This is a genomic window from Pseudomonas sp. B1-22 (assembly GCF_050474425.1).
In the GTDB taxonomy this organism is placed as follows: domain Bacteria; phylum Pseudomonadota; class Gammaproteobacteria; order Pseudomonadales; family Pseudomonadaceae; genus Pseudomonas.
This window is the reverse complement of sequence record NZ_JBCHVH010000007.1, coordinates 25,417-50,746: the sequence shown is the minus strand read 5'-3', so window position 1 is coordinate 50,746 and position 25,330 is coordinate 25,417. Positions and strand designations below refer to the sequence as shown.

23 protein-coding genes and 2 pseudogenes are annotated in these 25,330 nt (G+C 66.6%); 7 read left to right on the top strand and 18 right to left on the bottom strand.

What is annotated here, in order from left to right:
* Positions 1-21: 21 nt before the first annotated feature.
* Positions 22-1,866 carry a DUF1302 domain-containing protein gene (locus tag ACQ5BL_RS25235; protein ID WP_243808156.1) on the bottom strand — a complete coding sequence of 615 codons (1,845 nt, stop codon included), beginning with the start codon at positions 1,864-1,866 and terminating at the stop codon, positions 22-24.
* A gap of 133 nt (positions 1,867-1,999) precedes the next feature.
* Complete coding sequence (locus tag ACQ5BL_RS25230) at positions 2,000-2,563, bottom strand: RBBP9/YdeN family alpha/beta hydrolase (RefSeq protein WP_243808155.1); 564 nt, start codon at positions 2,561-2,563, stop codon at positions 2,000-2,002.
* Between the two features lie 356 nt (positions 2,564-2,919).
* Here ACQ5BL_RS25230 and ACQ5BL_RS25225 point away from each other — a divergent pair, with 356 nt between their 5' ends.
* Positions 2,920-3,924 (top strand): AraC family transcriptional regulator, encoded by a 1,005-nt coding sequence (locus ACQ5BL_RS25225; RefSeq protein ID WP_430293348.1) that lies wholly within the window; start codon positions 2,920-2,922, stop codon positions 3,922-3,924.
* A 114-nt stretch (positions 3,925-4,038) separates the two neighbouring features.
* Here the strand turns inward: ACQ5BL_RS25225 and ACQ5BL_RS25220 are convergent.
* A pseudogene (locus tag ACQ5BL_RS25220) lies at positions 4,039-4,878 on the bottom strand (alpha amylase C-terminal domain-containing protein); the annotation flags it as partial.
* Between the two features lie 2 nt (positions 4,879-4,880).
* Between ACQ5BL_RS25220 and ACQ5BL_RS25215 the strand changes: the two are divergent.
* Together ACQ5BL_RS25215 and ACQ5BL_RS25210 are read left to right on the top strand one after the other, a co-directional pair.
* Positions 4,881-4,958, top strand: a pseudogene (locus tag ACQ5BL_RS25215) (general stress protein); the annotation flags it as partial.
* Between the two features lie 15 nt (positions 4,959-4,973).
* Complete coding sequence (locus tag ACQ5BL_RS25210; RefSeq protein WP_430293328.1) at positions 4,974-5,177, top strand: DUF2795 domain-containing protein; 204 nt, start codon at positions 4,974-4,976, stop codon at positions 5,175-5,177.
* Positions 5,178-5,430: 253 nt separating this feature from the next.
* Here ACQ5BL_RS25210 and ACQ5BL_RS25205 read toward each other — a convergent pair whose 3' ends face one another.
* From ACQ5BL_RS25205 to ACQ5BL_RS25180, 6 genes are all read right to left on the bottom strand, one after another.
* Complete coding sequence (locus ACQ5BL_RS25205; RefSeq protein ID WP_430293326.1) at positions 5,431-5,619, bottom strand: hypothetical protein; 189 nt, start codon at positions 5,617-5,619, stop codon at positions 5,431-5,433.
* Between the two features lie 74 nt (positions 5,620-5,693).
* Positions 5,694-6,008 carry a hypothetical protein gene (locus tag ACQ5BL_RS25200; protein WP_430293325.1) on the bottom strand — a complete coding sequence of 105 codons (315 nt, stop codon included), beginning with the start codon at positions 6,006-6,008 and terminating at the stop codon, positions 5,694-5,696.
* A 129-nt stretch (positions 6,009-6,137) separates the two neighbouring features.
* Complete coding sequence (locus ACQ5BL_RS25195; protein ID WP_430293324.1) at positions 6,138-6,461, bottom strand: hypothetical protein; 324 nt, start codon at positions 6,459-6,461, stop codon at positions 6,138-6,140.
* Entirely contained in the window at positions 6,424-7,497 is a 1,074-nt protein-coding gene (locus ACQ5BL_RS25190) for a DUF748 domain-containing protein (RefSeq protein ID WP_430293322.1), read from the bottom strand. The genes ACQ5BL_RS25195 and ACQ5BL_RS25190 overlap by 38 nt, the downstream gene beginning before the upstream one ends.
* Before the next feature lie 87 nt (positions 7,498-7,584).
* Entirely contained in the window at positions 7,585-7,920 is a 336-nt protein-coding gene (locus ACQ5BL_RS25185; RefSeq protein ID WP_430293321.1) for a hypothetical protein, read from the bottom strand.
* A 5-nt stretch (positions 7,921-7,925) separates the two neighbouring features.
* Entirely contained in the window at positions 7,926-8,525 is a 600-nt protein-coding gene (locus tag ACQ5BL_RS25180; RefSeq protein ID WP_430293320.1) for an NAD(P)H-binding protein, read from the bottom strand.
* A 330-nt stretch (positions 8,526-8,855) separates the two neighbouring features.
* Between ACQ5BL_RS25180 and ACQ5BL_RS25175 the strand changes: the two genes are divergently transcribed.
* Complete coding sequence (locus tag ACQ5BL_RS25175) at positions 8,856-9,419, top strand: mechanosensitive ion channel domain-containing protein (RefSeq protein WP_430293319.1); 564 nt, start codon at positions 8,856-8,858, stop codon at positions 9,417-9,419.
* Positions 9,420-9,432: 13 nt separating this feature from the next.
* Here ACQ5BL_RS25175 and ACQ5BL_RS25170 read toward each other — a convergent pair whose 3' ends face one another.
* The 9 genes from ACQ5BL_RS25170 to ACQ5BL_RS25130 all read right to left on the bottom strand — a co-directional run bounded on the left by ACQ5BL_RS25170 (position 9,433) and on the right by ACQ5BL_RS25130 (position 21,136).
* Positions 9,433-11,943: a fused MFS/spermidine synthase gene (locus tag ACQ5BL_RS25170; RefSeq protein WP_430293318.1), complete on the bottom strand. Its 2,511-nt coding sequence runs from the start codon at positions 11,941-11,943 to the stop codon at positions 9,433-9,435.
* 124 nt (positions 11,944-12,067) lie between these two features.
* Positions 12,068-13,642 carry an arylsulfatase gene (locus ACQ5BL_RS25165; RefSeq protein ID WP_430293317.1) on the bottom strand — a complete coding sequence of 525 codons (1,575 nt, stop codon included), beginning with the start codon at positions 13,640-13,642 and terminating at the stop codon, positions 12,068-12,070.
* A gap of 112 nt (positions 13,643-13,754) precedes the next feature.
* Complete coding sequence (locus tag ACQ5BL_RS25160) at positions 13,755-14,741, bottom strand: HAD family hydrolase (protein ID WP_430293316.1); 987 nt, start codon at positions 14,739-14,741, stop codon at positions 13,755-13,757.
* Between the two features lie 29 nt (positions 14,742-14,770).
* Positions 14,771-16,105, bottom strand: coding sequence for a hypothetical protein (locus tag ACQ5BL_RS25155; RefSeq protein ID WP_430293315.1), 1,335 nt, complete (start codon positions 16,103-16,105; stop codon positions 14,771-14,773).
* Positions 16,102-17,688, bottom strand: a complete 1,587-nt coding sequence (locus ACQ5BL_RS25150; protein WP_243808078.1) for a VWA domain-containing protein — start codon at positions 17,686-17,688, stop codon at positions 16,102-16,104. The genes ACQ5BL_RS25155 and ACQ5BL_RS25150 overlap by 4 nt, the downstream gene beginning before the upstream one ends.
* A gap of 1 nt (position 17,689) precedes the next feature.
* A complete protein-coding gene (locus ACQ5BL_RS25145; protein WP_430293314.1) occupies positions 17,690-18,697 on the bottom strand; it encodes a vWA domain-containing protein in 1,008 nt (335 codons plus the stop codon).
* Positions 18,684-19,190 (bottom strand): DUF4381 domain-containing protein, encoded by a 507-nt coding sequence (locus ACQ5BL_RS25140; RefSeq protein WP_243808076.1) that lies wholly within the window; start codon positions 19,188-19,190, stop codon positions 18,684-18,686. The genes ACQ5BL_RS25145 and ACQ5BL_RS25140 overlap by 14 nt, the downstream gene beginning before the upstream one ends.
* Entirely contained in the window at positions 19,187-20,137 is a 951-nt protein-coding gene (locus ACQ5BL_RS25135) for a DUF58 domain-containing protein (RefSeq protein ID WP_207888295.1), read from the bottom strand. Before ACQ5BL_RS25135 ends, ACQ5BL_RS25140 begins: the two co-directional genes overlap by 4 nt.
* Before the next feature lie 9 nt (positions 20,138-20,146).
* Positions 20,147-21,136: an AAA family ATPase gene (locus tag ACQ5BL_RS25130; RefSeq protein WP_243808075.1), complete on the bottom strand. Its 990-nt coding sequence runs from the start codon at positions 21,134-21,136 to the stop codon at positions 20,147-20,149.
* 519 nt (positions 21,137-21,655) lie between these two features.
* On the opposite strand from ACQ5BL_RS25130, the gene ACQ5BL_RS25125 reads away from it, so the two are divergent.
* The 3 genes from ACQ5BL_RS25125 (at position 21,656) to ACQ5BL_RS25115 (ending at position 25,259) form a co-directional block, all read left to right on the top strand.
* Entirely contained in the window at positions 21,656-22,327 is a 672-nt protein-coding gene (locus ACQ5BL_RS25125; RefSeq protein ID WP_243808074.1) for a DUF3313 domain-containing protein, read from the top strand.
* 150 nt (positions 22,328-22,477) lie between these two features.
* Positions 22,478-23,506, top strand: a complete 1,029-nt coding sequence (locus ACQ5BL_RS25120; protein WP_243808073.1) for an AraC family transcriptional regulator — start codon at positions 22,478-22,480, stop codon at positions 23,504-23,506.
* An 88-nt stretch (positions 23,507-23,594) separates the two neighbouring features.
* The gene (locus ACQ5BL_RS25115) at positions 23,595-25,259 is read left to right on the top strand and encodes a LuxR C-terminal-related transcriptional regulator (protein WP_243808072.1); all 1,665 of its coding nucleotides are present in this window, start codon (positions 23,595-23,597) and stop codon (positions 25,257-25,259) included.
* The last annotated feature ends 71 nt before the right edge of the window (positions 25,260-25,330 follow it).

The window sequence follows — 25,330 nt, the reverse complement described above, 5'->3', positions numbered from 1 at the left end:
GGTAGGGAGCCTGGGGTGAAATCAGAAGGTCGCCTTGAGGGACGCGGTCACCATGCCGCGGTCCTTCAGCAGAGGGGCGAGGCCGCCCTGCGAGGTGATCTGCCCGGGGATGCACTGGTACTGCCCATTAGCCCCGGGGGTGTTGTTGTCGTGTCCGCTTTCGCAGGTATCGAAGGGACCGAACGCGTCGACGTACTTCAGATCGACGCGGTATTTCTGATGGAAGTCCGCCGCCACGCCGACCGAGTAGCTGCCAGCGTCTTCGTTGCCGCCCAGCTGCACCGCCGAGTTGCCGTGCAGGCCGACGTTGTAGGCCACCGGCATGGACAGGTCGACGCCCGGGAAGGCCTGGTACCAGGTCGGGGTGAAGTTGGCGGACATGGCGTAGGCATTGGGGGTGACCTTGTCCACGCCGTGGTAGCTGGAGTCGCCCTTGAAGGTCTGTTCGCCTTCGGTGACTTCGACCAGGTGAGTCAGGGTGCCTTCCACTGCCAGGGACGAGGCGTCCCACAGCGGGGTGGCGCCGAAGGTCACCAGGCCGTTGAGCACCACGTGGAAGGTCTTGCCGCGGGCCAGACCGGTGTCGCCGTCGCTGGGCAGCGAGCCGATCAGGTTGGCGCCGTTGATCAGGCCCTTCTGGGCTGCCTTGTAGAGAGTCGAGTTGACGGTGGTGAAGTTGCTCGCCAGCGGCATGTTCTCGCGGTAGTTCAGGTCCATGCCGACGCTCACCCCGCCGACTTCCTTCGACAGGCTGATGCCGTAGATGTCGATGTCGTCGGCGTAGGCGGTGAAGTAGTTCATCCCCTTCAGGCCGGCCAGACCGGGTTTTTGCAGGTTCGGCGCGTCCACCAGCACCGCCGGCAGGGTGTCGGAGGTCTTGCGGAAGTAGAAGCCGAGGGTGCCGTCGAGCCATTCCGGGCTCCACTTGGCCATCAGGCCGTAGTCGCCGGTGTTGTCGGGCTCGCGGTCATGGCCGCGCGGCGCGCCATAGAAGGCATTGAGCGCCGGCAGCGGCAGCCAGAACACGTTGCCGCCGTCGTTGAGCATGTCGTAGGGGCCCATGTAGGTGCCGCCTTCGGGGAAACGCGAGTTCTCGAACTCGAGGAAATACTGTGCGGCCAGGGTCAGCTCCGGGTTCACCGTCAGCGACGCGGACAGCTGGTTGCGCGGCATGAACAGCTCTTTCGCCTCGGTGCCCGGCACGTTGTACAGCTTGCCCAGGTCCAGGGCTGACTGGCCGTAGTTGATGCCGTTGGCGGCACTGAACAGGGTCTCACCCCAGTACACGGTGTGGCGACCGAGCTTGCCGCTGAGCAGCATGTCGTCGCCCACCTGGCGGCTGCCGAAGACGAAAGCGTCGAGCAGCTCGCCGGAGGGGCCGTTGTAGTAGCGGTCGGCGAAGTTGCTCAGGCCGTCGGTGACGGGCTTGGCACCGGGCGGAACGATCACGTTGCCGTTCTTGGTGACCAGGTGGCCGGCGTTGCCTTTCTGGCCGGGGAACGGGTTGCTGGAGCCGACGTTTTCGTAGGCGTTGTCGTACCAGCCAGCGGCGCTGACACGGAAGCCCATGCTGTCGCGATAGACGAAGTCCAGCTCGCTGAGCAGGTCGAAACGCTGGGTCACCGGGCTGCCGGAAGAGAAGTTGCGATCACCGTCGTTGGTGTTGGCGGTGCCGGCGATCTTGCTGTTGGCCGCTTCCACCCGCTGCCCGTAGCTGAGCTTGACGGTATTGTCGAAGCGTACGGCGATGTCGGGGTTGCCGGTGTTCAGTTCGAACGCCTGGGCAGCGGTGCCGCCGAAGGCGCTGACGATTGCCGTGGCGAGAAGGCAGCGGCGCAGCCGCGGTGAGTTGCTCTGGTAGTGCATTCGTGTGCTCCATTTCTTGTTGTTATCGGGACGCTATCCGGGCCCGTCCCGCGGCCCTCGCCCGCGCCACCCTCAGGGCGCACGCGAGCCCGCCCCGGCGCCAGGCGCCGGAACGTGAACTTCCTGTCAGGGATCAGCGATCCAGCATCTGGATCAGGTTGTCCGCCTCCGGCCAGTCACCGAAGCCGGATGCAGGGTTCATGTGGCCGACACGGCCCAGCTCCACCAGGCTTGCGCCCCAGGTGTCGGCCATGCGCTGTACGGCCTCGGGCGTGGCGAGCGGATCGTTGTCGCTGGCCGCCACCAGGGTCGGAAACGGCAGGGGTTGCTGCGGCAGCGGCGACCAGCCTCGTTCGGCGAGGCTCGCCGGGCTTGGGTAGTGCTCCGGCCACTGGCCTTCGAGATCGGGCGGGGTCACCAGCAGCGCACCCTTGATCGGGCGGTCATGGCGGGCGGCCCAGTGCGCCACCATCAGGGTGCCGGCGCTGTGGGCGACCAGGATTACCGGGCCGTCGATCTGCGCCAGCTCGTGCTGGATGGCGGCGACGCGGGCGTCGAGGTCAAGCTTGTCCTCGGTCAGCGGCGGTACGCTGCGCGCATTGGGCAGGCGGGCCTGGAGATGGGTCTGCCAGTGTTCGGCCACGTGATCGCGCAGGCCGGGAACGATGAGGACGGTGGTGGAGTTGTTGTGTTTCACCGGGTCACCTTGCAGCTATTTTCGAACTTGTTGGACAAGACAGTAGAGGCAGCCCGGCTACGCTGCTTTGCATAGAACGTCAGGCACTTCGCAATTGATGACAGCACATTCGTCATCCGGCACTCTGTACCTGGGCCAAATCCCACGCATTACGCGAGCTAGGGCGGTTCGATGGCAGTCAGGACGCTGGTCGATATGCGAAACTTCGTACACGCTCTACTGAACTCACCGATAGAATCTGTCGTCATCGAACAAGCCATACGCGCTCCGGTGAGGGTTCGGCACCTGTCATTTGGTGACAGCCCCCACCGGCGCGACGCAGCCACAAGAACAAGAAGGCAATCGGCATGACCCCAATGGTTCGTATTGCGGCACTGACCAACTATCTGGAAGTGGCTCGCCACTTCGGCCTCAACCCCCAGCAACAGCTCAGCCAGGCGGGGCTCAGCCTGTCCATGCTGGAGCACCCGGAACAGCGCGTGCCGATCACCCCGGTGGTGAGCCTGCTGGAAGAGTCGGCCCGCGCCTGCGGCTGCGAGACCTTCGGCCTGCGCATGGCCGAATCGCGCCAGCTCGCCGATTTCGGCGTGATCAGCCTGCTGATCACCCACCAGGCGACCCTGCGCGAAGCCATCGACACCATCGTCCAGTACCGCCACCTGATCAACGAATCGCTGGCCCTGTACGTGGACCAGGAAGGCAAGACGGCGATCCTGCGCGAAGAGATCATCACCGTGCCACCGATGCCCATGCGCCAGGGCATCGAGCTGGCCATCGGCACCCTCTACCGCCTCTGCGCCGCCCTCCTCGGCCCGCACTGGCGCCCGATGAGCGTGAACCTCACCCACGACGCGCCAGCCGACCTGCAGGTGCACAAGCGCCTGTTCGGCTGCAAGGTGGAATTCGGCAGTGAGTTCAACGGCATCGTGATTCCGGCGGCCGACCTCGACGCCGCCAACCCCATGGCCGACCCGGCCATGGCGCGTCATGCGCGCAGCTTCGTCGACTCGCTGCCCGGCGCCACCGACGGCAGCACCCTGAACGAAGTACGCAAGGCCATCTACCTGCTGCTGCCCATGGGCCGCGCCACCATCGAGCAGATCGCCCAATCGCTGGGGCTTAACGTACGCACCCTGCAGCGGCGCCTGGAAGAGAACGGCGTGACCTTCTCCGACCTGATCAATGAAGTGCGCCGGGAACTGGTGCTGCGCTACATGGAAAACCCGCGCTACTCGCTGAGCCGGATTGCCGACCTGCTCGGCTACGGGATGCCCAGCTCGTTCACCCGCTGGTTCACCATCCAGTACGGAATGTCGCCGGCGGCCTGGCGGCGGGAGCATATGGGCCGGGAGTTGGAGTGAGGATTCGCTGGGAAGGGCTTTCGTAGGGCGGATAACGCCTAAGGCGTTATCCGCCGTTTTGTTCGGTGTTCATGCGCCGCTTCGGCGTGCTCGGATGTCTCTTATTTCGCCCCCCTACTCATCCCCCTCCGGCCGCAGGATCAGGCAGCCCAACGGCGGCAAATCCAGGCTCAGCGACTGCGCCTGCCCATGGGCGGCTTCCGGCTGGCTGCGCAGCACCCCCTGGCTGCCGGCGTTGGAGCCGGCGTAGGGCTCCGCATCGCTGTTGAGCAGTACCCGCCAACCGCCCGCCAAGGGCACGCCGACGCGGTAACCGGAGCGCGGTACCGGGGTGAAGTTGTGCACCACCAGCACGCAGTCATCCCCCGCCCGCCTCAGCCAGGCGTACACGCTGTTGCGCGAGTCATCGCCAATCAGCCAGTGGAAGCCCTCGGCGCGCTCGTCCCAGGCATGCAGCGCGGGCTCCTCGCAGTACAGGCGATTGAGATCGCGCACCAGCCATTGCACGCCCTGGTGCTCGGCGAAGCGCAGCAGGTACCAGTCGAGCTGGCCGTCGTGGTCCCATTCGCGCCACTGGCCGAACTCGCAGCCCATGAACAGCAGCTTCTTGCCCGGGTGCGTCCACATCATCGACAGGTACAGGCGCAGGTTGGCGAACTGCTGCCAGCGGTCGCCCGGCATCTTGCCCAGCAGCGAGCCCTTGCCGTGCACCACCTCGTCGTGGGAGATCGGCAGGATGAAGCACTCGGAAAACGCATAGAGCAGGCCGAAGGTCAGGCGGTGATGGTGGAAGCTGCGGTGCACGGGGTCTTCGCGGATATAGGCGAGGCTGTCATGCATCCAGCCCATGTTCCACTTGTAGGAAAAGCCCAGCCCGCCCTCCTCGGTCGGCCGGCTGACGCCCGGCCAGGCCGTGGATTCCTCGGCAATCATCAGGACTCCCGGCGCTTCGCTGGTTCGCCAACGATCCGGAGCGGGCCTCCGAGGCCGGCCGCAAGGGTGGCGAGCACAGCCATGGTGGCGGTCGCAGCTGATCACAGGAGGTGACCATGACTCATGGTGTCGAGGGCAGGTCCCCTGCCAGCATCATGACCTACCTAAAAGGGATCGACTATCCCGCCAACCGCAGGATGCTGATCGACAAGGCCAGGAGCAATGGAGCCGATGACAGCCTGATCGACGTGATCAGTCAGCTGCCCGACAAGGAGTACGGCAACATGGCCGATGTCATGGAGTGCTACAGCAGCACCTAGTCAGGAAACTTCAATTTGCCACGTAGTGTGTAGCGCCTGGCAGCCGAGGGTTGCCGGGCCGTTTTTTCGATTCATTTCCCGCAAGCGACTTCCCAGCCGGTGTGCCTGGCATCTGATCGTACTCGTGCCGCGCGCTCCGTTCATCACGGATGCCAGCTTCATCCCGGCCTGCCCTCCGCACTGCCCTTCGCAACCGCGACAGTCCGGCAAGCCCGTGTTTCCCGCCGGCCGCCGGTCCGCACACCTGAATGCGTTATCCCGGACGCTTGCCTTCACCGCCCCCGGCGACATCGATATCGTCGGGAGCGAATTCGGGCTGTTGGCGAGGCGGCGGGTCGGCGCGCCCCGCACCACGCTGCCCCCATTCGGGATGCAGCGGCTCGGGGATATTCTGTCGGCCGCGATCCGTCGCCTGGCGTGGCGGATGATTCTCAGCGTTCATCACGGGCTCCTTCCGGAATTGGGCGCCCCTGCTCGACAGGGGCTATTCATCGCCTGGCTGCGGCGAGCGAACGCTCAATAGCCGGACCCCGACGAGGAGCCGGAATCCTTCATGGTTCCGCTCTTCTCCTGCTGCTTGCCGTCCTGCTGCTTCTGATCCTTGGGCTTCACTTCACTGCTATCGTCGGTGCGGCCCTGATTCTTCTGGCGCTGCTGGGACTCCGGCTGCTGCGGCGTCTGGGTCGGTGCCTGGCCGTGGGGTTTCTCGTTGGTCGGTACCTGCTTGGGCTGTTCGGCGCCGTAGGCCGGAACCAGGCCGATAGACAGCCAGGCCAGCAGCAGGGCGGCGAACGGACGGGTGACTTTGCTCCGGGTGAGTTTGCTGTTCATGGTGCGCGTCTCCTTCCTTTCCAGTGATGGGCACAACGCCCTTGTCTGGACGACAGGTCACCAGGACGGCAGTTCAGAAATATCGCGCCAGCGGAAAGCGGCCAATGCACGTCACCCTGCTGCGATTGCTCACCCATTCTTCCCGGGTTTCTGCAGTGCCATCACCAGGTCGATGTCCTGGCTCAGCCTGTGCACCAGGGACGCCACGCCGGGAAGGCTGTCCCATTCGCTGCGCGAAACGTGGGGCACGATCAGGAACGGTTCCCGGATGCCGGGCTCATAGAACGACAGCATCATCTCGCTGTAGCGCTCGAGATGGCATCGGCAATGGTAGGGCGGAAAACTATCTTCCAGAATTCGTTTGGCTTGAAGATAGGTTTGCACAGGCATGTCCCCCCAGACGTCGAATTGCTCCTCATCGCTCAGCCGGCGACGAGCGTTCGTATCGGGCATTGAAAGCTTCGATGAAGGCGTTACGCAGAATGCCCAGCAAAGCCTCGAAGCCGTTGACGTCCTGGCGGTGCACGTTGCCGCTGATCGCTACGCGGGTGGCGAACTGGTCCTTCTGCTGGTTCTTCAGCGCCGTCTCGCCACCGCCCACCAGGGCCTCCCAGATCGAACGGAAGAGGCTCTTGTCGTGCGCCTCCACGTCCTGCTGCCAATTGAACACGTCCACGCCCCGCAGCAGCGGCTTCAGGTAGCCGCTCAGGCGGCCATGGTCGGCCTGGGCCTCGAGCACCAGGGTGCCCCGCCCCTGATTGAAGTCGAATTTTCCATAGGCTGATGCGAAGTCGTTCAACCGGCGCAGCTCGACGTCCTCGGCGCGCAGGCGCAATTGGAACTCGTCGAATCCGGAGAAGGGATCGAAGGTCGCCTGGACCTGCAGAGGGGCCTGTCCGAAGAGTTGCGCATGGCCGTCGAAACGCGCGACCCGGCGGCCGCGTTCATCGGCGACATTGGTGAGGTTGTAAAGGCTCGCCTGGACCGCACTCGCGCTCAGGTTCACCGGCGGCCTGGACTGGAAATTGCGGAAATGGATCCGCCCGTCCTCGACGCGCACTTCGTCGAGGGTGATCGGCAGCAGTTTCTCCAGCACCGCCCGCCAATTGGTGCCCGCGCCGGTCTGGGAGGACTGACTGTCACTGCCATCGACGAAGTTCAGCTCCGGGCGCAGGAACAGCACCCGCGCCACAATGGCCTGGTTGTGCCAGAGCGCCGACCAGCTTACCGACAGGTCGATGACCGGGGCGTCCAGCAGCGGCACCGGCACCTTGCCGGTGACCTTGACGATACGCAGGTCGTTGATGCGATAGGCACCCCGCCACAAGGCCAGATCCACATCGGTGATCTGCCCATGGTAGTCGCCCATATGGTCGAGCTTGCCGTTGAGGTAGTCGCGAATGACATAGGGCAGGACGATATGCGCGATCACCATCAGCAGCAGGATCACCATCACGAGCACAAGCGGCGCGCCGTAGCGCTTCTTCATGTCCACCTCCGGGAGTCTTCCGCGGTGGACTCGTGCGCCTGATGCAAGTTCAGCTTCGATCGTTGTTCCGTTCGCGACACCCGCAGGTTACCGGCTCCGCCTGCGCGGTCGCGGGGCCTGGCGGAACTCGCCCATGGCACGGCGCAGCGCGAAGGCCACGCCGGCGCCGAGGATGCCACCCAGCAAGGTGGCGACCAGTTGCGACAGCAGGGCCATGGCGCCCGCCAGGCTCAACTCGCGCAGGAAAGTGGCCGCTTCCGGCCAGAACGCCAGCCAGAGACCGATGAACAACAGCACCAGGTCATACCAGACGGCACTGACGCCAGCCGGGCGATAGCCCCGCACGAAGCGGATGAAGGCGCTGAACGCCAGGGCGAGCAGCAAGGTGCCGAGGAACCGGCTGAGCCCATCGGAAGCGAACATCGCCGTCACCCCTCGCCACCACGCAAACGCAGGCACGCGCGACGATGCAGGCCCAGCTGCAACTCGTCGAGCAGAGCATCGGCGCAGGACAGCGCGAATGCCGCCTCCTCGTCAGGCGCGCCGACCGCACGACTGAAAGCGTCGATCCGCAGCCCTTCCGCCACGGCGGGTTGCTCTACCAGCGTCCAGTCCAGCCCGCTCACCTCCAGGCTGCGCGCGAGGCCGGCTCCAAGCTGCTCGTCGTCGGACGTTGCGGGTTCCGTCAGCCACCGCCAGTGTCCGAGCAGGAACAGGCGAGGCACTCGCACGCGCAAGGCGCCATCGATCAACGCGCCGCACTGTGGCGGCAGGCGGTGCGGCGGCTCATGGCCGAGAAAGGCGAAGATCGCGTCGAGCCCCGCCACCGCCTCGCTGACGCTGATCGAGGACTCCAGGCTGCCCAGCTTGCAACGCAGGCCGGGACGGGCCTTGAGTCGATTGAGGTCGTCGAGCAGCGCCGTGACTTCATGCTGGCGATGCAGCGCAGCCGCAATCAGCGCCTGGCCCAGGCTGTCGAAAGGATGGAACAGCCCCAGCTTGACGGTTGGCGTTTCGAGATTGTGCATGACCTGTCCCTCTGCTGGCCCCCTTCGTTCGAAGGGCGCCGCCGCCGGAGGTTCCGGCAGACTCTCGAACGGTGCGTTCAGCCAAACGGACGAGCGCAGATTTCACAGCGCGCACATGGGCCTCGATCCAGCCCAGCCAAGCGAAACCTGCTCGCGTTCCCGCCGCTACCTGCCTTTCGTCGAGTCACCGAAGACGGATTCAACTTTCACCTGCACCGGCAGTCCCCCTTTCAGGGGACGGGCAGGTTTCACGTGCGCTTTCGGCCGCGCTTCGGGTCGCCCGTTCGCACGTCATCGCAAGGCAGCGTGCTGCCGCAATACAGGTGATCAATGACAGACATCCATTCACTGCTGACGTGGAGTGAGCCCATTCTGCGCGGCGGGCAGATCATTCTTATCCTGACCCTGGCCTGGCTGGGCCAGCGCCTGCTCGGACGGATGCTGAACCAGCTCAGCCGGCGCTATCCCCTCCCCCCGGAGCTCCTGCTGCCGCTGGGCACGGCGCTGCGCTGGCTGTTGCTCGGTTCGGCCCTGATCCTGGTACTGGAGCGCGTGGGCGTTTCGGCGAGTGTGCTGTGGTCGGCGCTGACCGGGTTCGCCGCCGTCGGCGCGGTGGCCTTCTTCGCCATCTGGAGCGTGCTGTCCAACCTGTTCTGCGCGGTGCTGATCTTCACGGTCGGGCCGTTCCGCCTGGGGGACCTGGTCGAAGTCGTGGAAACACCGGACCAGCCGGGAATGAAAGGCCGCGTGGTGGCGATCAATCTGCTCTACACCACGCTCAAGGAAGCCACCGAAGGCAGTGCCGCCTATGGAGCGCTGCTGCAGGTGCCCAACAGCCTGTTCTTCCAGAAAGCCGTGCGCCGCTGGCGGGGGCCGGATTTCCCTTCCCAGTGAGACCAGGTTCCCCTCACTGCCCGCCGAGGAACCATCGGTAATAGGGGTTATCGCCCTCCTCCCGAGCGATCTGCCGCACGTCCCGCGCCCAGGCCTCGCGCTCGCCACGGTAGGCGTGCAGGCTCAGGCCGTAGAAGCGGCGCAGGCTCTGCCACTGGTCATCCACCGCGCCGCGGAACGAGGGTTCGGCGCCTTCCAGCGGAGGCGGCGAACGTAGCGCCAGGAGGGTCGGCAGCACACGGGTGATTTCCCGCGAGCGTACCCAGGGGGCGTATTCGATGCGCGGCTGGTCGTCGGTCACTGCCGGGGCGTCGCCGGCATAGCGCTCAAGGCCTTCACGATCGGTGATCCAGGTGGCCAGCAAGGCTTGTGGCGAATCGACCCCCACCGCGCCCAGGGCCGCCGCGATCTCGGGCTGCTCGAAGCGCTGGCGGATGCGCGGGACATCCAGTTGCAGCGGTTGCAGCGAGCCGACCAGCAGCATCTCGTGGAACTCGGTGGTCCACAGCGAGGCGTAGGGGAACACGTCGATGAAGCTGCGCACCAGCGAGCGGCTGTCTTCGTCGTTCTGGGTCGGCAGCGGCAGCCACTGGGCGACCACGCCGTTCTCCCGCAGGCGGCGGGCGGCCAGTTGGTAGAAGTCCCGCGAGTACAGGTTGACCACGCCGGCCGCCGAGGGGGGCGGCGGCTCCAGGGTGATCATGTCGTAGCGCTCATCGCTGCGCAGCAGCTCGCGACGGCCGTCGCGCAGGCGGATGTCCAGGCGCGGGTCGCTGATCGCGCCGAAAGTGCCCTGGAAGTTCGGCGCGGCGGCCAGCACTTCGGGCAGCAATTCGGCCACCACCGGATGCTCCAGGTCGCGGTAGCGCAGCATCGCGCCAGCGGTGATGCCGGTGCCGAAGCCAATGACCAGCGAGGAGCGCGGCTCGCCCCGGTGGATCAGCAGCGGCAACAGGGCCTGCAGGCGCATGTAGCGCAGCGACGGCATGGCGTCGCCGGTATTGGATACGCCCTGGATGTAGAGGCGGTTGAAACGCCGGTCGCCCTTGCCCTGCTGCACCACGGCGACGGTGCCACCCCGGCCTTCCTCGTAGAAGGTGATCTGCCCGTTGCGCGCCGCCGGCATCAGTTCGGCCAGGTGGCGTGGCGGCGTCAGCACCGCGGTCGCCAGGGTCGCGAGGGCTATCGCCAGGACGGCGATACGCCCGCCCTTGCCCACGCCGCTGCCGCGCCATATCGCCAGCAGGCCGATGGCCGCGGCAAGAATGGCGAGCACCGCCAGGGTATGCACCAACCCCAGGGCCGGCACCAGCAGGAAGCCGGTCAGCACCACGCCGAGGATGCCGCCCAGGGTATTCAGCGCCACCACCAGGCCGACATCGCGGCCAACATGCCCGCGCTCCACCGCCAGGCGCAGCGCCAGTGGGAACGCAGCGCCCAGCAAGGTGGTCGGCAGGAACACCACGCTCAACGCGGCCACCGCGAAGCGCGCGGACATCCCCGCCAGTTCGCTGCCCCCCAGGCTCAGCACCGTCATCTCGACGGCGCTCTGCGCCGCCACCAGCCACTGCCCAAGCCCGGCGATCTGGAGGATGGCGAGCAGGCCGGCCGCCGCGATCAGCACCGCGAACACGCCCCAGGGGTCGCGCAGGCGGTCGGCCCGCCGCGCGTAGATCGCGCTGCCCAGCACCAGGCCGAGCAGGTAAGTGGCCAGCACCACCGCGAAGGCGAAGGTACGGGTACTCATGAATTGCACGATGGATTGCGTCCACACCACTTCGTAGCCCAGTGCGACACCGCCGGCGAGGCAGTAGAGCGCGGTGGCCATGCGCGCCGCCGGACTGCGCTTGCCACTGGCCGTGGCGGATTCGGCGACGGGTTCGACGGCGCCGCGCTGGGCAAGCAACGCCCCGGCGGCCGCCAGCAGGTTCAGGGCAGCCGCGGCGCAGGCACTGCCCACGACCCCAAGGGCCGGCAGCAGCAGGAAGGCGGCCAGCAGGGTCCCGGCGATGGCGCCGGCGGTATTGGCCGCGTACAGGCCGCCGCCGGCGCGGCCCATCTGCCCGGTGTCGGGCTGCACGGCGCGCATCAGTACCGGCAGCGTGCCGCCCATGAAGAAGGCCGGTACGCCCACCAGCAGGAACGGCAGCAGCCAGGCCAGCAGGCCGACGCTGTCCTCCAGGCGGGCAAAGGGCTCCGCGCAAATCGACAGGGCCAGCGTGGCGGCGACGCCGAGAATCGCCACCAGCAGTTCCAGGCCCGCATACAGAAGCACCGGACGCTTCAGGCGGTCGGCCCAGCGTCCGAAGGCCAGGCCACCCAGGGCCAGGCCTGCGAAGAATGCGCTGATCGCGGTGGTCACGGCGAACACTTCGACTCCCACCACCAGCGACAGCTGCTTGACCCACAGCACCTGGTAGACCAGCGCCGCGCCCCCGGAGACGAACAGCAACAGCGCGGGGATCAGCAGACGCGCCTGCCTGCCCTGGTGGATGCTGCGTTCTGCGCTGCGTGAGGTACTCATGCGGGAGGAGCCGGCGGCTGAGGACATCGGATAAGCCTTCTCAGACAGAGGAAAGCCCGCGACGGACAATCCGTCGCGGGCCGGGTTCGGACACCTGAGGCAGGCGCCCATTGCGCAGTTCAGATTACTTGGCGCCCTGCTTCATCTTCGCCTCGATCTTTGCATCCACGTCCTTGCGGATCTGGTCGATGCTGAAGCTGGCCGGACGCTGACTCGGCGGATAGTCGACGAAGGTCTGCAGGAAGGCTGCCGCCTTGCGAGTCCCCTGGAACAGCAGATAGTCGTTCTTGGTCAGCCAGTCGTAATACTGGTCGGAGACCACATCCGCCCGCTCGTAGGGGTCCATGCGCAGGTTGAACAGCTTGGGCACGCGCAGGCAGGTGAATGGCTCGCTCCAGACCTTCAGGCCACCCGGTGCGCGCTGTTCGCACCAGACGATTTTCCAGTCGTTGAAGCGCATGCCCACCAGCTCGGCCTCGTCGTTGAAGTAATAGAACTCCTTGCGCGCGCTCTCTTTGGACTTGCCGGTCAGGTAGTCCAGCTGGTTGTAGCCGTCCAGGTGCACCTTGAAGTTCTTGCCACCCAGATCGGTGCCTTTGAGCAGGCGGTCCTTGATGTCGGTGTCACCCACTGCCGCCAGCAGGGTCGGGAACCAGTCCAGGCCGGAGAACATCTGGGTGGAGACGGTGCCCGGCTTGACGTGGTTCGGCCAGCGGATCATCGCCGGCACCCGGTAGGCGCCTTCCCAGTTTGAGTTCTTCTCGTTGCGGAACGGGGTGGTTGCCGCATCCGGCCAGGACCACTGGTTCGGGCCGTTGTCGGTGGTGTAGACGACGATGGTGTTGTCGGCGATCTTCAGGTCGTCCACCGCCTTGAGCAGCTTGCCGACGTCGCCGTCGTGCTCGAGCATGCCATCAGCGTACTCGTTGCCCGGCATGCCGCTCTGGCCCTGCATGGATTCGCGTATGTGGGTGAAGGCGTGCATGCGGGTGGTGTTCATCCAGACGAAGAACGGCTTGTCGGCCTTCACCTGCTTGTCCATGAAGTTGATGGCGGCCTGGGTGGTCTCGTCGTCGATGGTCTCCATCCGCTTCTTGTTCAGCGGGCCGGTGTCCTCGATCTTGCCGTCGGCGAAGGAATGGATCACCCCGCGCGGCGAAGCGGCCTTGATGAAGGCCGGGTCGTCCTTCGGCCAGTACGGGCGCTCCGGCTCTTCCTCGGCGTTGAGGTGGTAGAGGTTGCCGAAGAACTCGTCGAAACCGTGGTTGGTGGGCAGGTACTCGTCGCGGTCGCCCAGGTGGTTCTTGCCGAATTGGCCGGTGGCATAGCCGTGGGCCTTGAGCGCCTGGGCGATGGTCACGTCACGGGCCTGCAGGCCCACCGGAACCCCCGGCATGCCGACCTTGGACAGGCCGGTACGCAGGATCGCCTGCCCGGTGATGAAGGTGGATCGCCCGGCGGTGCAGCTGTTCTCCGCGTAGTAGTCGGTGAACATCATGCCTTCCTTGGCGATGCGGTCGATGTTCGGCGTCTGGTAGCCGACCACGCCGAACGAGTAGGCGCTGATGTTGGTCTGGCCGATATCGTCGCCGAATATCACCAGGATATTCGGCTTGTCGGCCGCCTGGGCGACAGAGCACCCCACTATCGCCGTCGCCGCGAGGGCGAACCGCGATATCCATTTTCCCGTGCGCTTCATTGATGCTTCTCCATTTCGCTCACTGTGTCGTATCCGCGACTGCGCGCATTGGGGGCGCCGACGGCTCGGCTGGAATCCCCCCCTACCCTGCGGTGTGCTGGCATTCGCCCTGTTACTGGTCGAACGGATAGACGCGCTTCCATTCCGTGGCCATGTCCACGACCACCCAGCCTTTGCTCTTCGCCTCGTCGAGCGCCTTGTCCAGCCGCCCGACCTTGCTCTGCCGGTCATAGGCCCACTCTCGCTGGGCGTCGGTGTGGTGGACCAGCGCGGCCAGGCGCTTGCCCTTGCCGGCCATGGTCCACTGCAGCATCTGCAGGTCGCCGTCGGAGTTGCCGAAGGCCAGGATCGGCCGGCGGCCGATGATGCTGTCGATGCTTTCCGGCTTGCCCGGACCGTCATCGTTATGGACCAGCTTGGGCAGGCGTTGGATCGACAGCTGTCCGTCGTGATCCTGGAAGCGGCTGCCCAGGGTGGTGCCGATCACCTGTTCCGGCGGAATGCCATAGACCTCCTCGGCGAAGGCGCGCATGAACGCCACTTCGCCGCCGGAGACGATGTAGGTCTTGAAGCCGTTGGCACGCAGGTAGTCGAGCAGTTCCAGCATTGGCTGGAACACCATTTCGGTGTAGGGCTTGTGACTGCGGGGATGCCTGGCGCTGGCGAGCCAGCGGCGGGCGTTACCGATGAACTCGTCGGTGCTCATGCCTGCATGGGTCACGGCGACGATTTCCAGGATGCCCTTCATGCCGCTTTCGGCGAGAGTCTTCTGGTCATTCTCCAGCACCGCCTTGAACGGCTGCCGGGTCTTCCATTCCGGGTGCTGCGGCGCCTGCCGCTTGACTTCCTCCAGGGCGAACAGCACCTGGAAATACATCGGCTGCTCGCTCCACAGGGTGCCGTCGTTGTCGAACACCGCGATGCGCTCGGCGGGCGGTACGTAATCCGGGCCGCCTTCGCGGGTCACCGCCTCGACGAAGTTCTCGATGGCCTGGCGCGACTGGCCGTCGTTCCAGGATGCCAGTTCGGCGGCCTGGCCCAGCAACGGCAGGGTCAGCAACAGGGTGAACAACCAGCGGGAGGCAGCGTGTCGGTGCATGTAACGTCCTTGATGTGTACCGGCGCGATTCAGCGATTCAGCGGCTTCAGGCCGTATTTCTCCTGGGAAGCGGTTGATCGCCGGGCGGTGGCCTGGCGCAGCTCCGGCAGTGCGGCGACCAGTTGGCGCGACGCACTGGCGTTGCGTTCGCGCCCATAGCGAACTCTGAGGAAACCTAGCAAAGGTTTACGCACCGCGTCGGAAAGTTCTCGGGTGTGCGTATTCATTTCGCGACAACCGCTCGTCCGGCGAATCCACAGATACAGGGCGCCAAGTTCAGGTGGTGTACCGGTGAGCTGGCCGCGAATCTTCCCCCAGGCGTATTCCGGAGACTCCAGCCAGGCCTGATGGCGTACCTCGCGACGACGCTTCCAGGCATCGCACAGCGCGGTTCCCCAACAACTCCAGAGGTAACCCAGCGCGCCGGTGAGCAGCAGTGCGCCGAGCAGGAGCAGCCAGTGTCCGGCGATGCGCACCTGCGTCTTGCGGCCCAGTTCGCGCAGGTCCTCGGTGATCGAGAACGGCGCCTGGTAGCCGGCAGCGGCCGCCGCTTCGATTTCCATGGCCGGAACCGAGGCGGTACGGGCCTCGCCGCTCGCGGCGTCCCACCAGTGCAGCTCGATGGCCGGCAGCTGGTATGTGCCCGCCTCCCTGACCACATAGGTCACCGCATCGTCCCGCACCCCGCCGCTGACTCCGCCACGGCCGTCGCTCAAGGGGCGGACGCTGGGCGGCTGGACGTAGCGCTGCAAGCCGCCGATCTCCGCGAAGCCGGGCGCTGGGATCAGCATCGCCTGGGCGCCGGCGGCTTCGACGTGGAGGTGGCGCTCTACGCTGTCGCCGACCCGCAGCGGCTGGTGGGAACGCTTGAACGTCTGGTTCAGGGTGACCTGCCGGGCCACCAAGCGCTGTGGATCGCCCTCCCCCGCGCCAGCCGGCTGCCGGGCGATGAAGTGTTGCGGCGGGCTGCGCACCATGACCGGGCCGCTGCCCTGGCCGGGCGTGACCTGGATGTCCAGCGGCGGAATCTCGAACGAACCCGCCTGCTGCGGGGTTATCTGGTAGGTGAAGCGCAGGCCGAAGAACGCCGTGCCGTCGATCTGCTCGTTCAGGTGCTCCGCTTCGCCGCCGGGCTCGGAGACGACCGCACCGGCCAGGGTCAGCTTGGGCAGTCTCGGCGCGGCGGTGAACCAGGTGTCCACCAGCAGGTCGACTTGCAGGCTCAGGGTGCCGCCGACCAGGGCGGAGTCCGCCGGCAGCAGCTGGCTGCGCACCTTGACCTGGGGCTGCGCGGAGTCATCGGCTTCCGCGGCCAGGCTCCACAACGGCAGCAGAAGCATCAGCAAGACAGCGAACAATCTCATGGCGCACGCTCCCTGGCGGCATCCTGCAGCTGGAACTTGCGCCGCAGGAACTGTTCCGGCGAGGTGGTCAGGTTGTTCAGCCACAGCTGGTCGGAGCTGGCCTGCTGGCTCTTCAGTTGCACCGACTTGCCCTTGCCCGTGTCGTTGTCGAACTCGATCTTGTCCGCCTTTTCGCTTGGCGGCCCGGCCTCCTGCTGGTCATCGCGATCCTTCAGCAACGCCTCGGCCAGGGCGAGGTTGGCCTGGGCCTCGGGGAAGTCCGCCTGCACGTGCAGCGCCTGGCGATAGGCGGTGATGGCCTGTTCGAATTTCGACAGGCGCACATAGGTATTGCCCAGGTAGAAAAACCCTTGCGCACTGTCGAGACGGGCAAAGGTCGCCAGGGCGACGTCGAACTGCGCCGCGCGGTAGGCCGCCAGGCCTTTCCAGTAGGTGTCGTCGAAATGTTCGGCGGCTTGCGGGTAATGTCCGTGTTCGAAGGCCCAGCGTCCCTGCTGGTCCGGCGTGAAGAAGGCATCCGCCAGGGCGCCGGCCTGTGCCGGTTGCGGCGGCAAGCCCAGGCTCAGGGCCAGCAGCACGCCACTCAGCCAGTGCACCCGCCAGCCACGGCGCACACCGAACAGCGCCAGCAGCAACAGCGGCCAGCACAGCCAGTAGCCGGCGTCCTTCCAGTGCACCGTCCGGTCGTCACCGCGCACCGCCTGGAAGTGTCGCTGGGAGTGCAGCTCGATCCAGTCCAGCACGTCATCGTTCAAGGTCAGGCTGCCCAGCGGAGCGTCCGCCGCGTCGGCCAGGCGCTTCAAGCCATCCGCATCGAAGCGACCCAGTTGCGGCCGGCCCTGGTCGTCGAGACGCGACTGGCCGTTGCCGCCGGGCAACAACCCGCCATCCCGGCTGCCGACGGCCAGTACCAGTACCTGCAGGTCGCTGCCCTGCAACTGCCGGGCGATGGCCTCGAACTGGCTGGCATCGGCGCCATCGGTAACCAGCACCAGGGTGCCGGGGGACTGCTCGGCCGCCAGCAGGCGCTTGGCCAGCACGATAGCGCCCAGCGCATCCTTGCCGCTGCGCTCGATCAGCCGGGTCGACAGGGCTTGCAGGAAGCTGTCGAGCAGCGCCGGATCGTCGGTGGCGGGCAGCACCAGGTGTGCGCTGCCGGCATAGGCGATCAGCGCGACGCGGCTGCCGGCGCGGCGCTGGATCAGGTCGTGCAGTTTCTGCTTGGCCGCCGTAAGGCGCGAGGGCGGCATATCGTCGGCGTCCATCGACGGGGACAGATCCACGGCGAGGATCAGCGGCGCGCGATTGTCGAGGAAATCCGGGCGGTCCTGCTCCCAGGTCGGCCCGGCGGCCGCCACGCCGCCCAGCACCAGCAGCGCGCCCAGCAGGTGCACCGGGCGCAGGCGCTGGTTGTCGCGCGGGGTGATGACCAGGTGCTGCAACAGGTGCGGCGCGATAATGCCGTTGAGCCGGCGCGTCAGGTCCTGCCGGCGCGTCCACAGCAACGGCAGCAGCACGCCGGGGATCAGCACCAGCAGCCACAGCGGGCGCAGGAAGTGGAAGGCGCTCAGGTCGATGTTCATCTCAGCCCTCCTCCGCCGCCGTCTTCCGCCGCCGGCGCGGTGCACGTGCCCGCGAGGCCAGCAGCGCCACGCCATGGGCCAGCAGCAGCGCCAGCAGTGCCGCGCCCAGCGGCAGCCAGAACAGGTCGCGCTTGGGCTGGTGACTCAGGGTCTTCACCCGGTGCGGAGTGATCTGGTCGAGGGTCGTGTAGACCTGCTGCAGCGCATCGCGGTCGCCTGCACGGAAGAAGCGCCCGCCGGTGGTGGCGGCGATCTCCTGCAGGGTTTTCAGGTCGACCTTGGCGTCGCCGCTCGCCTCGGGGTCGCCGATGCCGATGGTATGCACCACGATGCCCCGGTCGCGGGCGATGGCGGCGGCGTGGTCCGGGGTGATGGCGCTGCCGGTGTCGTTGCCGTCGGTGAGCAGCACCAGCACCTTCTCCTCCTCCTGGGCGTTATCGAGCAGCTTCACGGTCAGGCCAATGGCATCGCCCAGGGCGGTGTTCGGCCCGGCCATGCCGATGCCGACTTCATCGAGCAGGATGCCGAGGCTGGCGTGGTCCAGGGTCAACGGCGCCTGCGGGTAGGCCGCGGTGCCGAAGACGATCAGGCCGATGCGGTCGTCCTTGCGCTTGGCGATGAAGTCCCGCACCACGCTTTTCACCGCCGTCAGGCGGTCCACCCGGGTGCCGTCCGGGGCATCGTAGTCGGCGGTCTGCATGGACTGCGAGATGTCGATGGCCAGCATCAGGTCGCGGATCGGCTGCTCGTGCTCGATGGGCTTTTCCACCAGTACCGGCCGCGCGCAGGCGGCGAGGACCAAGGCCCACACCAGCAGGTTCAGTGGCAGTTGCCAGCGCCCGCCAGCGGCACTCGCGCTGCCCGGTTCCTGTCCAGCGGCCCTGCTCATGGCCGCGAAGAACGGCACACGCAGCGCACTGCGCGCCTCGTTGTAACGCCCCAGCAAGCGGTAGGCCAGCCAGGGTAGCGGCAGCAGGAACAGCAGCCAGGGATAGTCAAACTGCCACACGGTGAGCCTCGATCCATTGCCGGCTCGCGCCGAGCAGCGCGTGCACTTCATGATCCGCCAGCGTCGCGACGCGCTCCGCCGGGGCATAGGCCAGCAACGCCAGACGCTGGGCGAAATCCGCTGGCAACGGTGCCGGGCCATGACGCTGGAGGAAGCTTTGCCATGGGCTGCCGCCCAATTGCGCGGCCCCTTCCCCTCCCGGCATCGACAGGGCTACGCGCTTGAGCAGCTGCGGCAGCTCACGGAGCGCGGCCAGGCGGCCCTGCGGGTCTCCCAGCGCCTGCGCCAGTTCATCGAGCCGCGCCAGCGCCTCGCGCCGGTAGCGATCGCGCCGCCAGCGCAGGTAACGCCAGACGCCCCAGGCCACCAGCAGCGCCAGCAACAGGAGCGCCAGTACCAGCCAGCCCCAGGTCTGCGGCCAGTAGCTGGCCGCCGGCGCAGGCAGGGCCAGTTCGCGCAGTTGATCGATACGGGGGACGTTCGCCGTGCTCATCGTTGCCCCACCGTCAGGCGGCCCAGCTCGGCGCGCAGTTGGTCGAGGCTGTCGCGCCCTGTGCTGAACATCATCAGCGGCACCTGGCTGCGGCGCAGCAAGGTCGCCACGTCCTTCAGCCGCCCGGAAAGGAACTCACCCAGGGGCCGATGCACCTGGCGCCGCTCCACTTCCAGCTCCACCTGCAGCTCGCCCTGGGTCACCGTCACCCGGCCCCGGTCGGGAATCTTGAGCGCGATTGGATCGAATACCTGCAGCGCCAGCACGTCGTTGTGGGTGTTGAGCTGGCGCAGCAGCTGCAAGGTCTGCTCGGACACCCCGGCGAAGTCGCTGACGATCACGATCAGGTGGTCATGCGTGGCGATGCCCAGGCATTCGCGCAACACCCGGTCCAGTTGGCCGGGCGCCTCGTCCTCGGTGCGCATGGCGTGCAGGGCATGGTTATGCCGGACGATGGCCGAACACAGCGCCTCGACCCGCGCCCGGCTGCGCAGCGGCCGCACGTGCTCGACCTGATGGTCGTCGAAGACGATGCCACCGACCCGGTCCCCGGCGTGGAAGGCCATCCAGGCACCGATGGCGCCCAGCTCGGCGGCGGTCACCGACTTGAAGTTGCGCTGCGAGCCGAAATACATGCTCATGCGCTGGTCGACCAGCAGCAGGGTCGGCCGGTCGCGCTCCTCGGTGTAGCTGCGCACGAAGGGCTTGCCGTAGCGCAGCGACGCGCGCCAGTCCAGGTGGCGCAAGTCGTCACCGGGGTTGTACTGGCGCAGCTCGTCGAAACTCAGGCCACGGCCACGCAGGCGCGCGGCGTGGTTGCCGGAGAGCACGCTGGAGAGCGGTTGCCGCGAGAGGAAGCTCAGGTCGCGAACCCGATGCTCCAGCAGCATCAGTTGCGGCAACGAGGCGTAGACGAAGCCGTCGGGATTGGGGCGTTGCTCCTGCATGGCCCTGCCCTACGCCGGAACCGCCACTTTGTCGAGCAGGCGGTCGAGCACCTGATCGGCGCCCACGCCATCGGCCACCGCGTCATAGGAAAGCAGCAGGCGGTGGCGCAGCACCGGGTGCAACACGGCGCGAACGTCATCGGGGGACACGTAGTCGTTGCCATCGAGCCAGGCGTGGGCGCGCGCCACGCGGTCCAGGCTGATGCCGCCACGCGGGCTGGCGCCAACCCTGATCCAGCGCGCCAGGTCCGCGTCGTAGTCGGCGGGCCGGCGCGTGGCGTTGATCAGGTCCATCAGGTAGCGGTCCAGCGGCTCGGACACATGCACGCGCCCCACTTCGCGGCGCGCGGCGAAGATCACCTCCTGCGGCAGCTGCGCGGGGGGCTCCTGGAGCGCACCGGTCTGCTGGCGCTGCTCCTCCTCGCGCACCAGGCGCAGCACCTGGGTCTCGTCTTCGACCTTGGGGTAGTCGATGAGCAGTTTCATCAGGAAGCGGTCCATCTGCGCCTCGGGCAGCGGATAGGTGCCTTCCTGCTCGATGGGGTTCTGCGTGGCGAGCACCATGAACAGCCCCGGCATGATGTGGGTCTGCCCGGCCACGGTGATCTGCCGCTCCTCCATCGCTTCCAGCAGCGCGGCCTGGACCTTGGCCGGCGCGCGGTTGATCTCGTCGGCGAGGATGACGTTGCCGAACAGCGGCCCGGGCTGGAACCTGAGCTGGTTGCCCGCTTCGGTCTGCTGGAGGATTTCCCCGCCGGTGATGTCGGAGGGCAGCAGGTCTGGCGTGAACTGGATACGGCTCATCCGCGCATCCAGGTGCGTGGACAGCGCCTTCACCGTGCGGGTCTTGGCCAGCCCCGGAAGGCTCTCCAACAGCACATGGCCGTTAGCCAGCAGGCCCAGCAGGATATGGCGAATGCCCTGTCGCTGGCCCAGTACCTGCGATCCGATGCTGGCTTCCAGGTTGACGATCTGCTCGCGAGTATCCACCGTGTTCATCCTTGTTCTGCTTGATTCGAATCGATTGCGCGGCCGCCACGGCGCGCTCCGGCGCCCCCGACGACGAGTCAGCATAGCCCGTCTGGCCGGGAGGCATAACCTGCAGTGTCCCTGCCGGGTGTCGCGAAATGAATAGATCAATTGGCGTAAAGAGCTGAGCGGCTCCCCCGCGGCGGATGGACAGGCTGCGCGATGGGACTGGCCTTTTCACGATGCAATGAAGACGTCAACGGCGTGGGGTATCTGCCGGGGCAGCGCCCTGTCGCTACCGCCAGTGACCATCCGGAGCATGGACTGGACGTACACGCCGCCTACACTCCTCCGTGGCTGGGCGATCCGAACGCAAGCACGACAAACCGCGCACCGGCACTACGCCATCGGGGGTTACGGGAACGGCGCACTGCAGGTACCGGGCGACGGTGAGGTAGAGGCATTACGAGGCCAGCCGCAACATTTCCATGACAAGCCGACTGCTATCACTGCCCATTGCCTTACCCATGACCATTAAGGAGCATCACGATGAAGTCGAAGTTTCTGCTGGCGACGCTGTGCAGCGCGTCCATTGCGTTGTCTGGTTGCGCGAGCAAGTACGTGGAGCCTGAGCAATATTCCGGGTTCCTGAAGAACTACAGCATCCTCAAGGAAGAAAAATCGCCCTCCGGTGCGGCGGTCATGCGCTGGATCGATCCGAACGTCGATGTGAGCCGCTTCTCCAGCGTCTACATCGAACCCAGCCAGCTCTATCCGCAGCCCAAGCCCACTGAGAAGATCCCGGCCAGCACCCTGACGGGCATCACCCAGTACTACGACCAGGCGCTGAAGACCCAATTCTCCAAGGCCCTGCCGCTGGCCAAGGGCCCCGGCCCGGGCGTGCTGGTGGTGCGTCCGGCGATCACCGCCGTCAGCGCCAAGACCAAGAGCCTGCAACCCTATGAAGTCATCCCGATCGCCCTGATCGCCGCCGGCATCAGCACCGCCACCGGCATCCGCGACCAGGACACCAGCATCGCCACCGAAGCGGCCTTCCTCGACGGCGGCAGCGGCAAGACCGTCGCCGAAGTCGTCCGCAAGGGCGCCGGCACTGAACTGGAGAACTCCGAACAGGTGATGCAGGCCAAGGACGCCCGCGCCGTGCTCGACGGCTGGGCCTCGGACATGCTCAAGTCCTACCAGACGCTGAAGAACAAGTAAGCCCACGGCCCGGCACGCACCGCGCGTCCGGGCCTTGTTTGCGCTTTCGCGACAACCCGCAATACTTCCCCACACCCGAGACCGGAACCGCTGGCAGGAGCCAGGGGTCTGTAGTACCCGCTTCCCCGTTTTTCGATTCAGTGTGATGACATGGACAGTATCCGCGGCACCGCTTTTCTCCAGTTTGGCGAACTGCTCTCCGAGCAGGGCGCATCGCTTCGCGACCACCTCTCCCCCCATCACGTCAGCCTCGACGTGGTCGGCGACTTCGAGAAGTCCTTCTCCTACAAGAGCCTCGTGCAGATCTACGAGGGCAGCGCCCACGCCATCAACATGCCCGAGCTCGGGCTGGAGCTGGCGGCACGCCAGGGCTCTTCGCTGCTCGGCCCGCTGCAGCACCTGGCCCGCTCGGCACCGACCGTGGGCGATGGCCTGGTCGCGGTGCTGCGCTACATGCACCTGTACAGCCCGTCGATCCACTACCGTCTGGAGCGCCGTCCCGGCAGCGCGATGCTGTACTTCGACAACGCCCTGCCCTGCATCGAGGACATTCCGCAGATCGTCGAGAAGTCGCTGCTGCAGGGCAAACTGCTGATCTCCGAGCTGATGGGGGCCGCATTCCGGCCGCGCTCGGTACTGTTCCGACACCAGCCCCAGGCCGATATCGCCGTCTACCGGCGCTATTTCGGCTGCCAGGTCCTGTTCGGCCAGGATCACAATGCCCTGGCGCTCTCGCCTGCATCGCTGCAACGCCCGTGCATCCAGCATGACGCGGTGCTGCACGCCATCGTGCGCTATTACCTGGAGGCCCAGAGCAGCCAGGATGAGGACCTGCGCAGCCAGGTGGCGCAGCATATCCAGATGCTCCTGCCCAAGTGCCGCTGCAATCTCCAGCAGGTTGCCCGCAACCTGGGTCTGAACCCGCGCACCCTGCAGCGGCGCCTGGCCAGCGAGGGCCTCGACTTCGAGGGACACGTCGAGCAGATCCGCCGCCAGCAGGCCGAACAGCTGCTGTGCCATACCAGCCTGACCGTGGCCCAGATCGCCCGCGAGCTGGGCTACAACCGTACGGCGTCATTCTGCCGGGCTCACCTGCGCTGGTTCGGCATTCCTCCACTGGAGCACCGGCGACTGCGTGGCGAGGGCCCATTCCGGGCGGCCACGGACGCCGACGGCTGATTCCCGGGCAGCCTGTCGCGCATCAAGGGCCGGCCTTGCCCAGCGTCTATCATCAAGGCCAGTCGCCGTCGGACTCATGGATGGAAGCATGGCCAAGGTACTCCTCATCGATCAGCAGGCGCTGAGCTCCCTCGGCGCCGAAACCGCCCTGCGCAACGCCGGCCACAGCCTGACCGGCATTGCCAGGAACGGCCTGGACGGCCTCGCCGCATTTCGCGAGCAGGCGCCCGACCTCGTCGTGCTGGAGCTGGACATTCCCAAGCTGGGCGGGCTCGACCTGATCAAGCGAATCGTCGCCAGGAAGACCGCGACCCGGATCCTGGTGCTGACCGCGCTGCCCGCCGACGTGTACGAACACCCTTGCCTGGCCGCCGGGGCGACCGGCTTCGTGTCCAAGGACGACTCGCTCGAAACCTTCCTCGATGCGGTGGCCAAGGTGCTGTCCGGGCGGACCTATTTCCAGGCCAGGGCCATTCACCTCGAAGCGGGTACGGCCGCCGAGGGCGCCGGGGAACAGCTGACGGCGCGGGAGGTGACCGTGCTGCACTACCTCGCCGAAGGCTATCGGGTGAAGCAGATCGCCGGTGAGCTGGCGATCAGCGACCGCACCGTCAGTACCTACAAGACCCGCCTGCTGGAAAAGACCGGGACCCACTCGCTGGTCGAACTGCTGCAGGTCGCCGCGCAGCGCGGCCTGCTCGAAGACCGGCCGGGCCGGCCGAAGCGGGATGCCGCCCCGAGCCATCCCGCGAACCACTTCAACGAACTGCTCGACCGGATTCCCGTCCCTGTCTGCCTGCGCGCGCCGGACGGTCGGATACAGGCCGCCAACCAGGCCTTCCTCGCGCTTGTGGGCCTCCCCCGGGACCAGGTGCTGGACGCCCGCCAGCGCGACCTGGGCGTGATCGACCAGGAACACCTGGACTATGCGCGCAAGACCTTCGAGACCGCCGTCGAACAGCGCATTCCCTACATGATGGTGATCGCCGTGCATGTGCGCGGCCAGCGGCGGGTGTTCCGCCACAGCGGCCATCCGGTGCTGGCCGATGACGGCGAGCTGCTGGGCATGCTCTGCACCTCCGTGGACCTGAACGAGGAAGCCGAGCAGATCCAGTCGCTGCGCAACCAGCTGAACTACCTGTCGTCGATCCAGAAGCGCCGCGCCCATTACCTGCTGCAACAGGGCGAGGACATCGCCGAGCACATCGCCGGCGCACGGCGAATCCTCCAGGGACGCGAGGCCAGCGATTTTCGGGGCGGCGTCGGCGCACTCCTGGAACGCGTCCTGGAGACCGTGCAGATGCTCGCCGAACTGATACGCCTGGAACAGGGCGAGACCGTGCTGGCGCCCTTCCCCGAGGACCTGAACGAGCTGACCCAGCAGTGCCTGCGGGAAATGCCCGGTGACATGGTCCCCCGCTGGACCCTCACGAAAGACCCCGCCCGGCCCCGCGGGTGGATAGACCCGGTTCGCTACGGGTATCTGCTCAAGGTCCTGCTGCTGCACCTGCAGCATTCGGGGGCGACGGCGGCAGCGATCCGCATCGAGTCGTTCGAGCGGGAGGCCGGACAGCTGGAGTGGACGCTGCACCTGTCGGGCGACATCGCCCCGGCTGGCAAGCACGCCGCACCGGTGATCTATCGCGCCCTGGCCGATGAGCTGAGCGATCTGCTGCACGGTAGCCTGCGGGTCATCCGGGACGACGAGCAGGTCTTCGAGGCCGCCGTGGCCATGACGGTGCCCATCGCCTAGGTCCCCGGGGGCGCGACACTCAGGATAGGAATCGCACTACAAGGCGTTGCCTGAACGCACGCTTACCCGGC

What these genes read in the sequence shown, in the direction of transcription:
- ACQ5BL_RS25235 (WP_243808156.1), bottom strand. Translation starts at nt 1,866, where the DNA reads ATGCACTACCAGAGCAACTCACCGCGGCTGCGCCGCTGCCTTCTCGCC.
- ACQ5BL_RS25225 (WP_430293348.1), top strand. Translation starts at nt 2,920, where the DNA reads ATGGTTCGTATTGCGGCACTGACCAACTATCTGGAAGTGGCTCGCCAC.
- ACQ5BL_RS25210 (WP_430293328.1), top strand. Translation starts at nt 4,974, where the DNA reads ATGACTCATGGTGTCGAGGGCAGGTCCCCTGCCAGCATCATGACCTAC.
- ACQ5BL_RS25205 (WP_430293326.1), bottom strand. Translation starts at nt 5,619, where the DNA reads ATGAACGCTGAGAATCATCCGCCACGCCAGGCGACGGATCGCGGCCGA.
- ACQ5BL_RS25200 (WP_430293325.1), bottom strand. Translation starts at nt 6,008, where the DNA reads ATGAACAGCAAACTCACCCGGAGCAAAGTCACCCGTCCGTTCGCCGCC.
- ACQ5BL_RS25195 (WP_430293324.1), bottom strand. Translation starts at nt 6,461, where the DNA reads ATGCCCGATACGAACGCTCGTCGCCGGCTGAGCGATGAGGAGCAATTC.
- ACQ5BL_RS25190 (WP_430293322.1), bottom strand. Translation starts at nt 7,497, where the DNA reads ATGAAGAAGCGCTACGGCGCGCCGCTTGTGCTCGTGATGGTGATCCTG.
- ACQ5BL_RS25185 (WP_430293321.1), bottom strand. Translation starts at nt 7,920, where the DNA reads ATGTTCGCTTCCGATGGGCTCAGCCGGTTCCTCGGCACCTTGCTGCTC.
- ACQ5BL_RS25180 (WP_430293320.1), bottom strand. Translation starts at nt 8,525, where the DNA reads ATGCACAATCTCGAAACGCCAACCGTCAAGCTGGGGCTGTTCCATCCT.
- ACQ5BL_RS25175 (WP_430293319.1), top strand. Translation starts at nt 8,856, where the DNA reads ATGACAGACATCCATTCACTGCTGACGTGGAGTGAGCCCATTCTGCGC.
- ACQ5BL_RS25170 (WP_430293318.1), bottom strand. Translation starts at nt 11,943, where the DNA reads ATGAGTACCTCACGCAGCGCAGAACGCAGCATCCACCAGGGCAGGCAG.
- ACQ5BL_RS25165 (WP_430293317.1), bottom strand. Translation starts at nt 13,642, where the DNA reads ATGAAGCGCACGGGAAAATGGATATCGCGGTTCGCCCTCGCGGCGACG.
- ACQ5BL_RS25160 (WP_430293316.1), bottom strand. Translation starts at nt 14,741, where the DNA reads ATGCACCGACACGCTGCCTCCCGCTGGTTGTTCACCCTGTTGCTGACC.
- ACQ5BL_RS25155 (WP_430293315.1), bottom strand. Translation starts at nt 16,105, where the DNA reads ATGAGATTGTTCGCTGTCTTGCTGATGCTTCTGCTGCCGTTGTGGAGC.
- ACQ5BL_RS25150 (WP_243808078.1), bottom strand. Translation starts at nt 17,688, where the DNA reads ATGAACATCGACCTGAGCGCCTTCCACTTCCTGCGCCCGCTGTGGCTG.
- ACQ5BL_RS25140 (WP_243808076.1), bottom strand. Translation starts at nt 19,190, where the DNA reads ATGAGCACGGCGAACGTCCCCCGTATCGATCAACTGCGCGAACTGGCC.
- ACQ5BL_RS25135 (WP_207888295.1), bottom strand. Translation starts at nt 20,137, where the DNA reads ATGCAGGAGCAACGCCCCAATCCCGACGGCTTCGTCTACGCCTCGTTG.
- ACQ5BL_RS25130 (WP_243808075.1), bottom strand. Translation starts at nt 21,136, where the DNA reads ATGAACACGGTGGATACTCGCGAGCAGATCGTCAACCTGGAAGCCAGC.
- ACQ5BL_RS25125 (WP_243808074.1), top strand. Translation starts at nt 21,656, where the DNA reads ATGAAGTCGAAGTTTCTGCTGGCGACGCTGTGCAGCGCGTCCATTGCG.
- ACQ5BL_RS25120 (WP_243808073.1), top strand. Translation starts at nt 22,478, where the DNA reads ATGGACAGTATCCGCGGCACCGCTTTTCTCCAGTTTGGCGAACTGCTC.
- ACQ5BL_RS25115 (WP_243808072.1), top strand. Translation starts at nt 23,595, where the DNA reads ATGGCCAAGGTACTCCTCATCGATCAGCAGGCGCTGAGCTCCCTCGGC.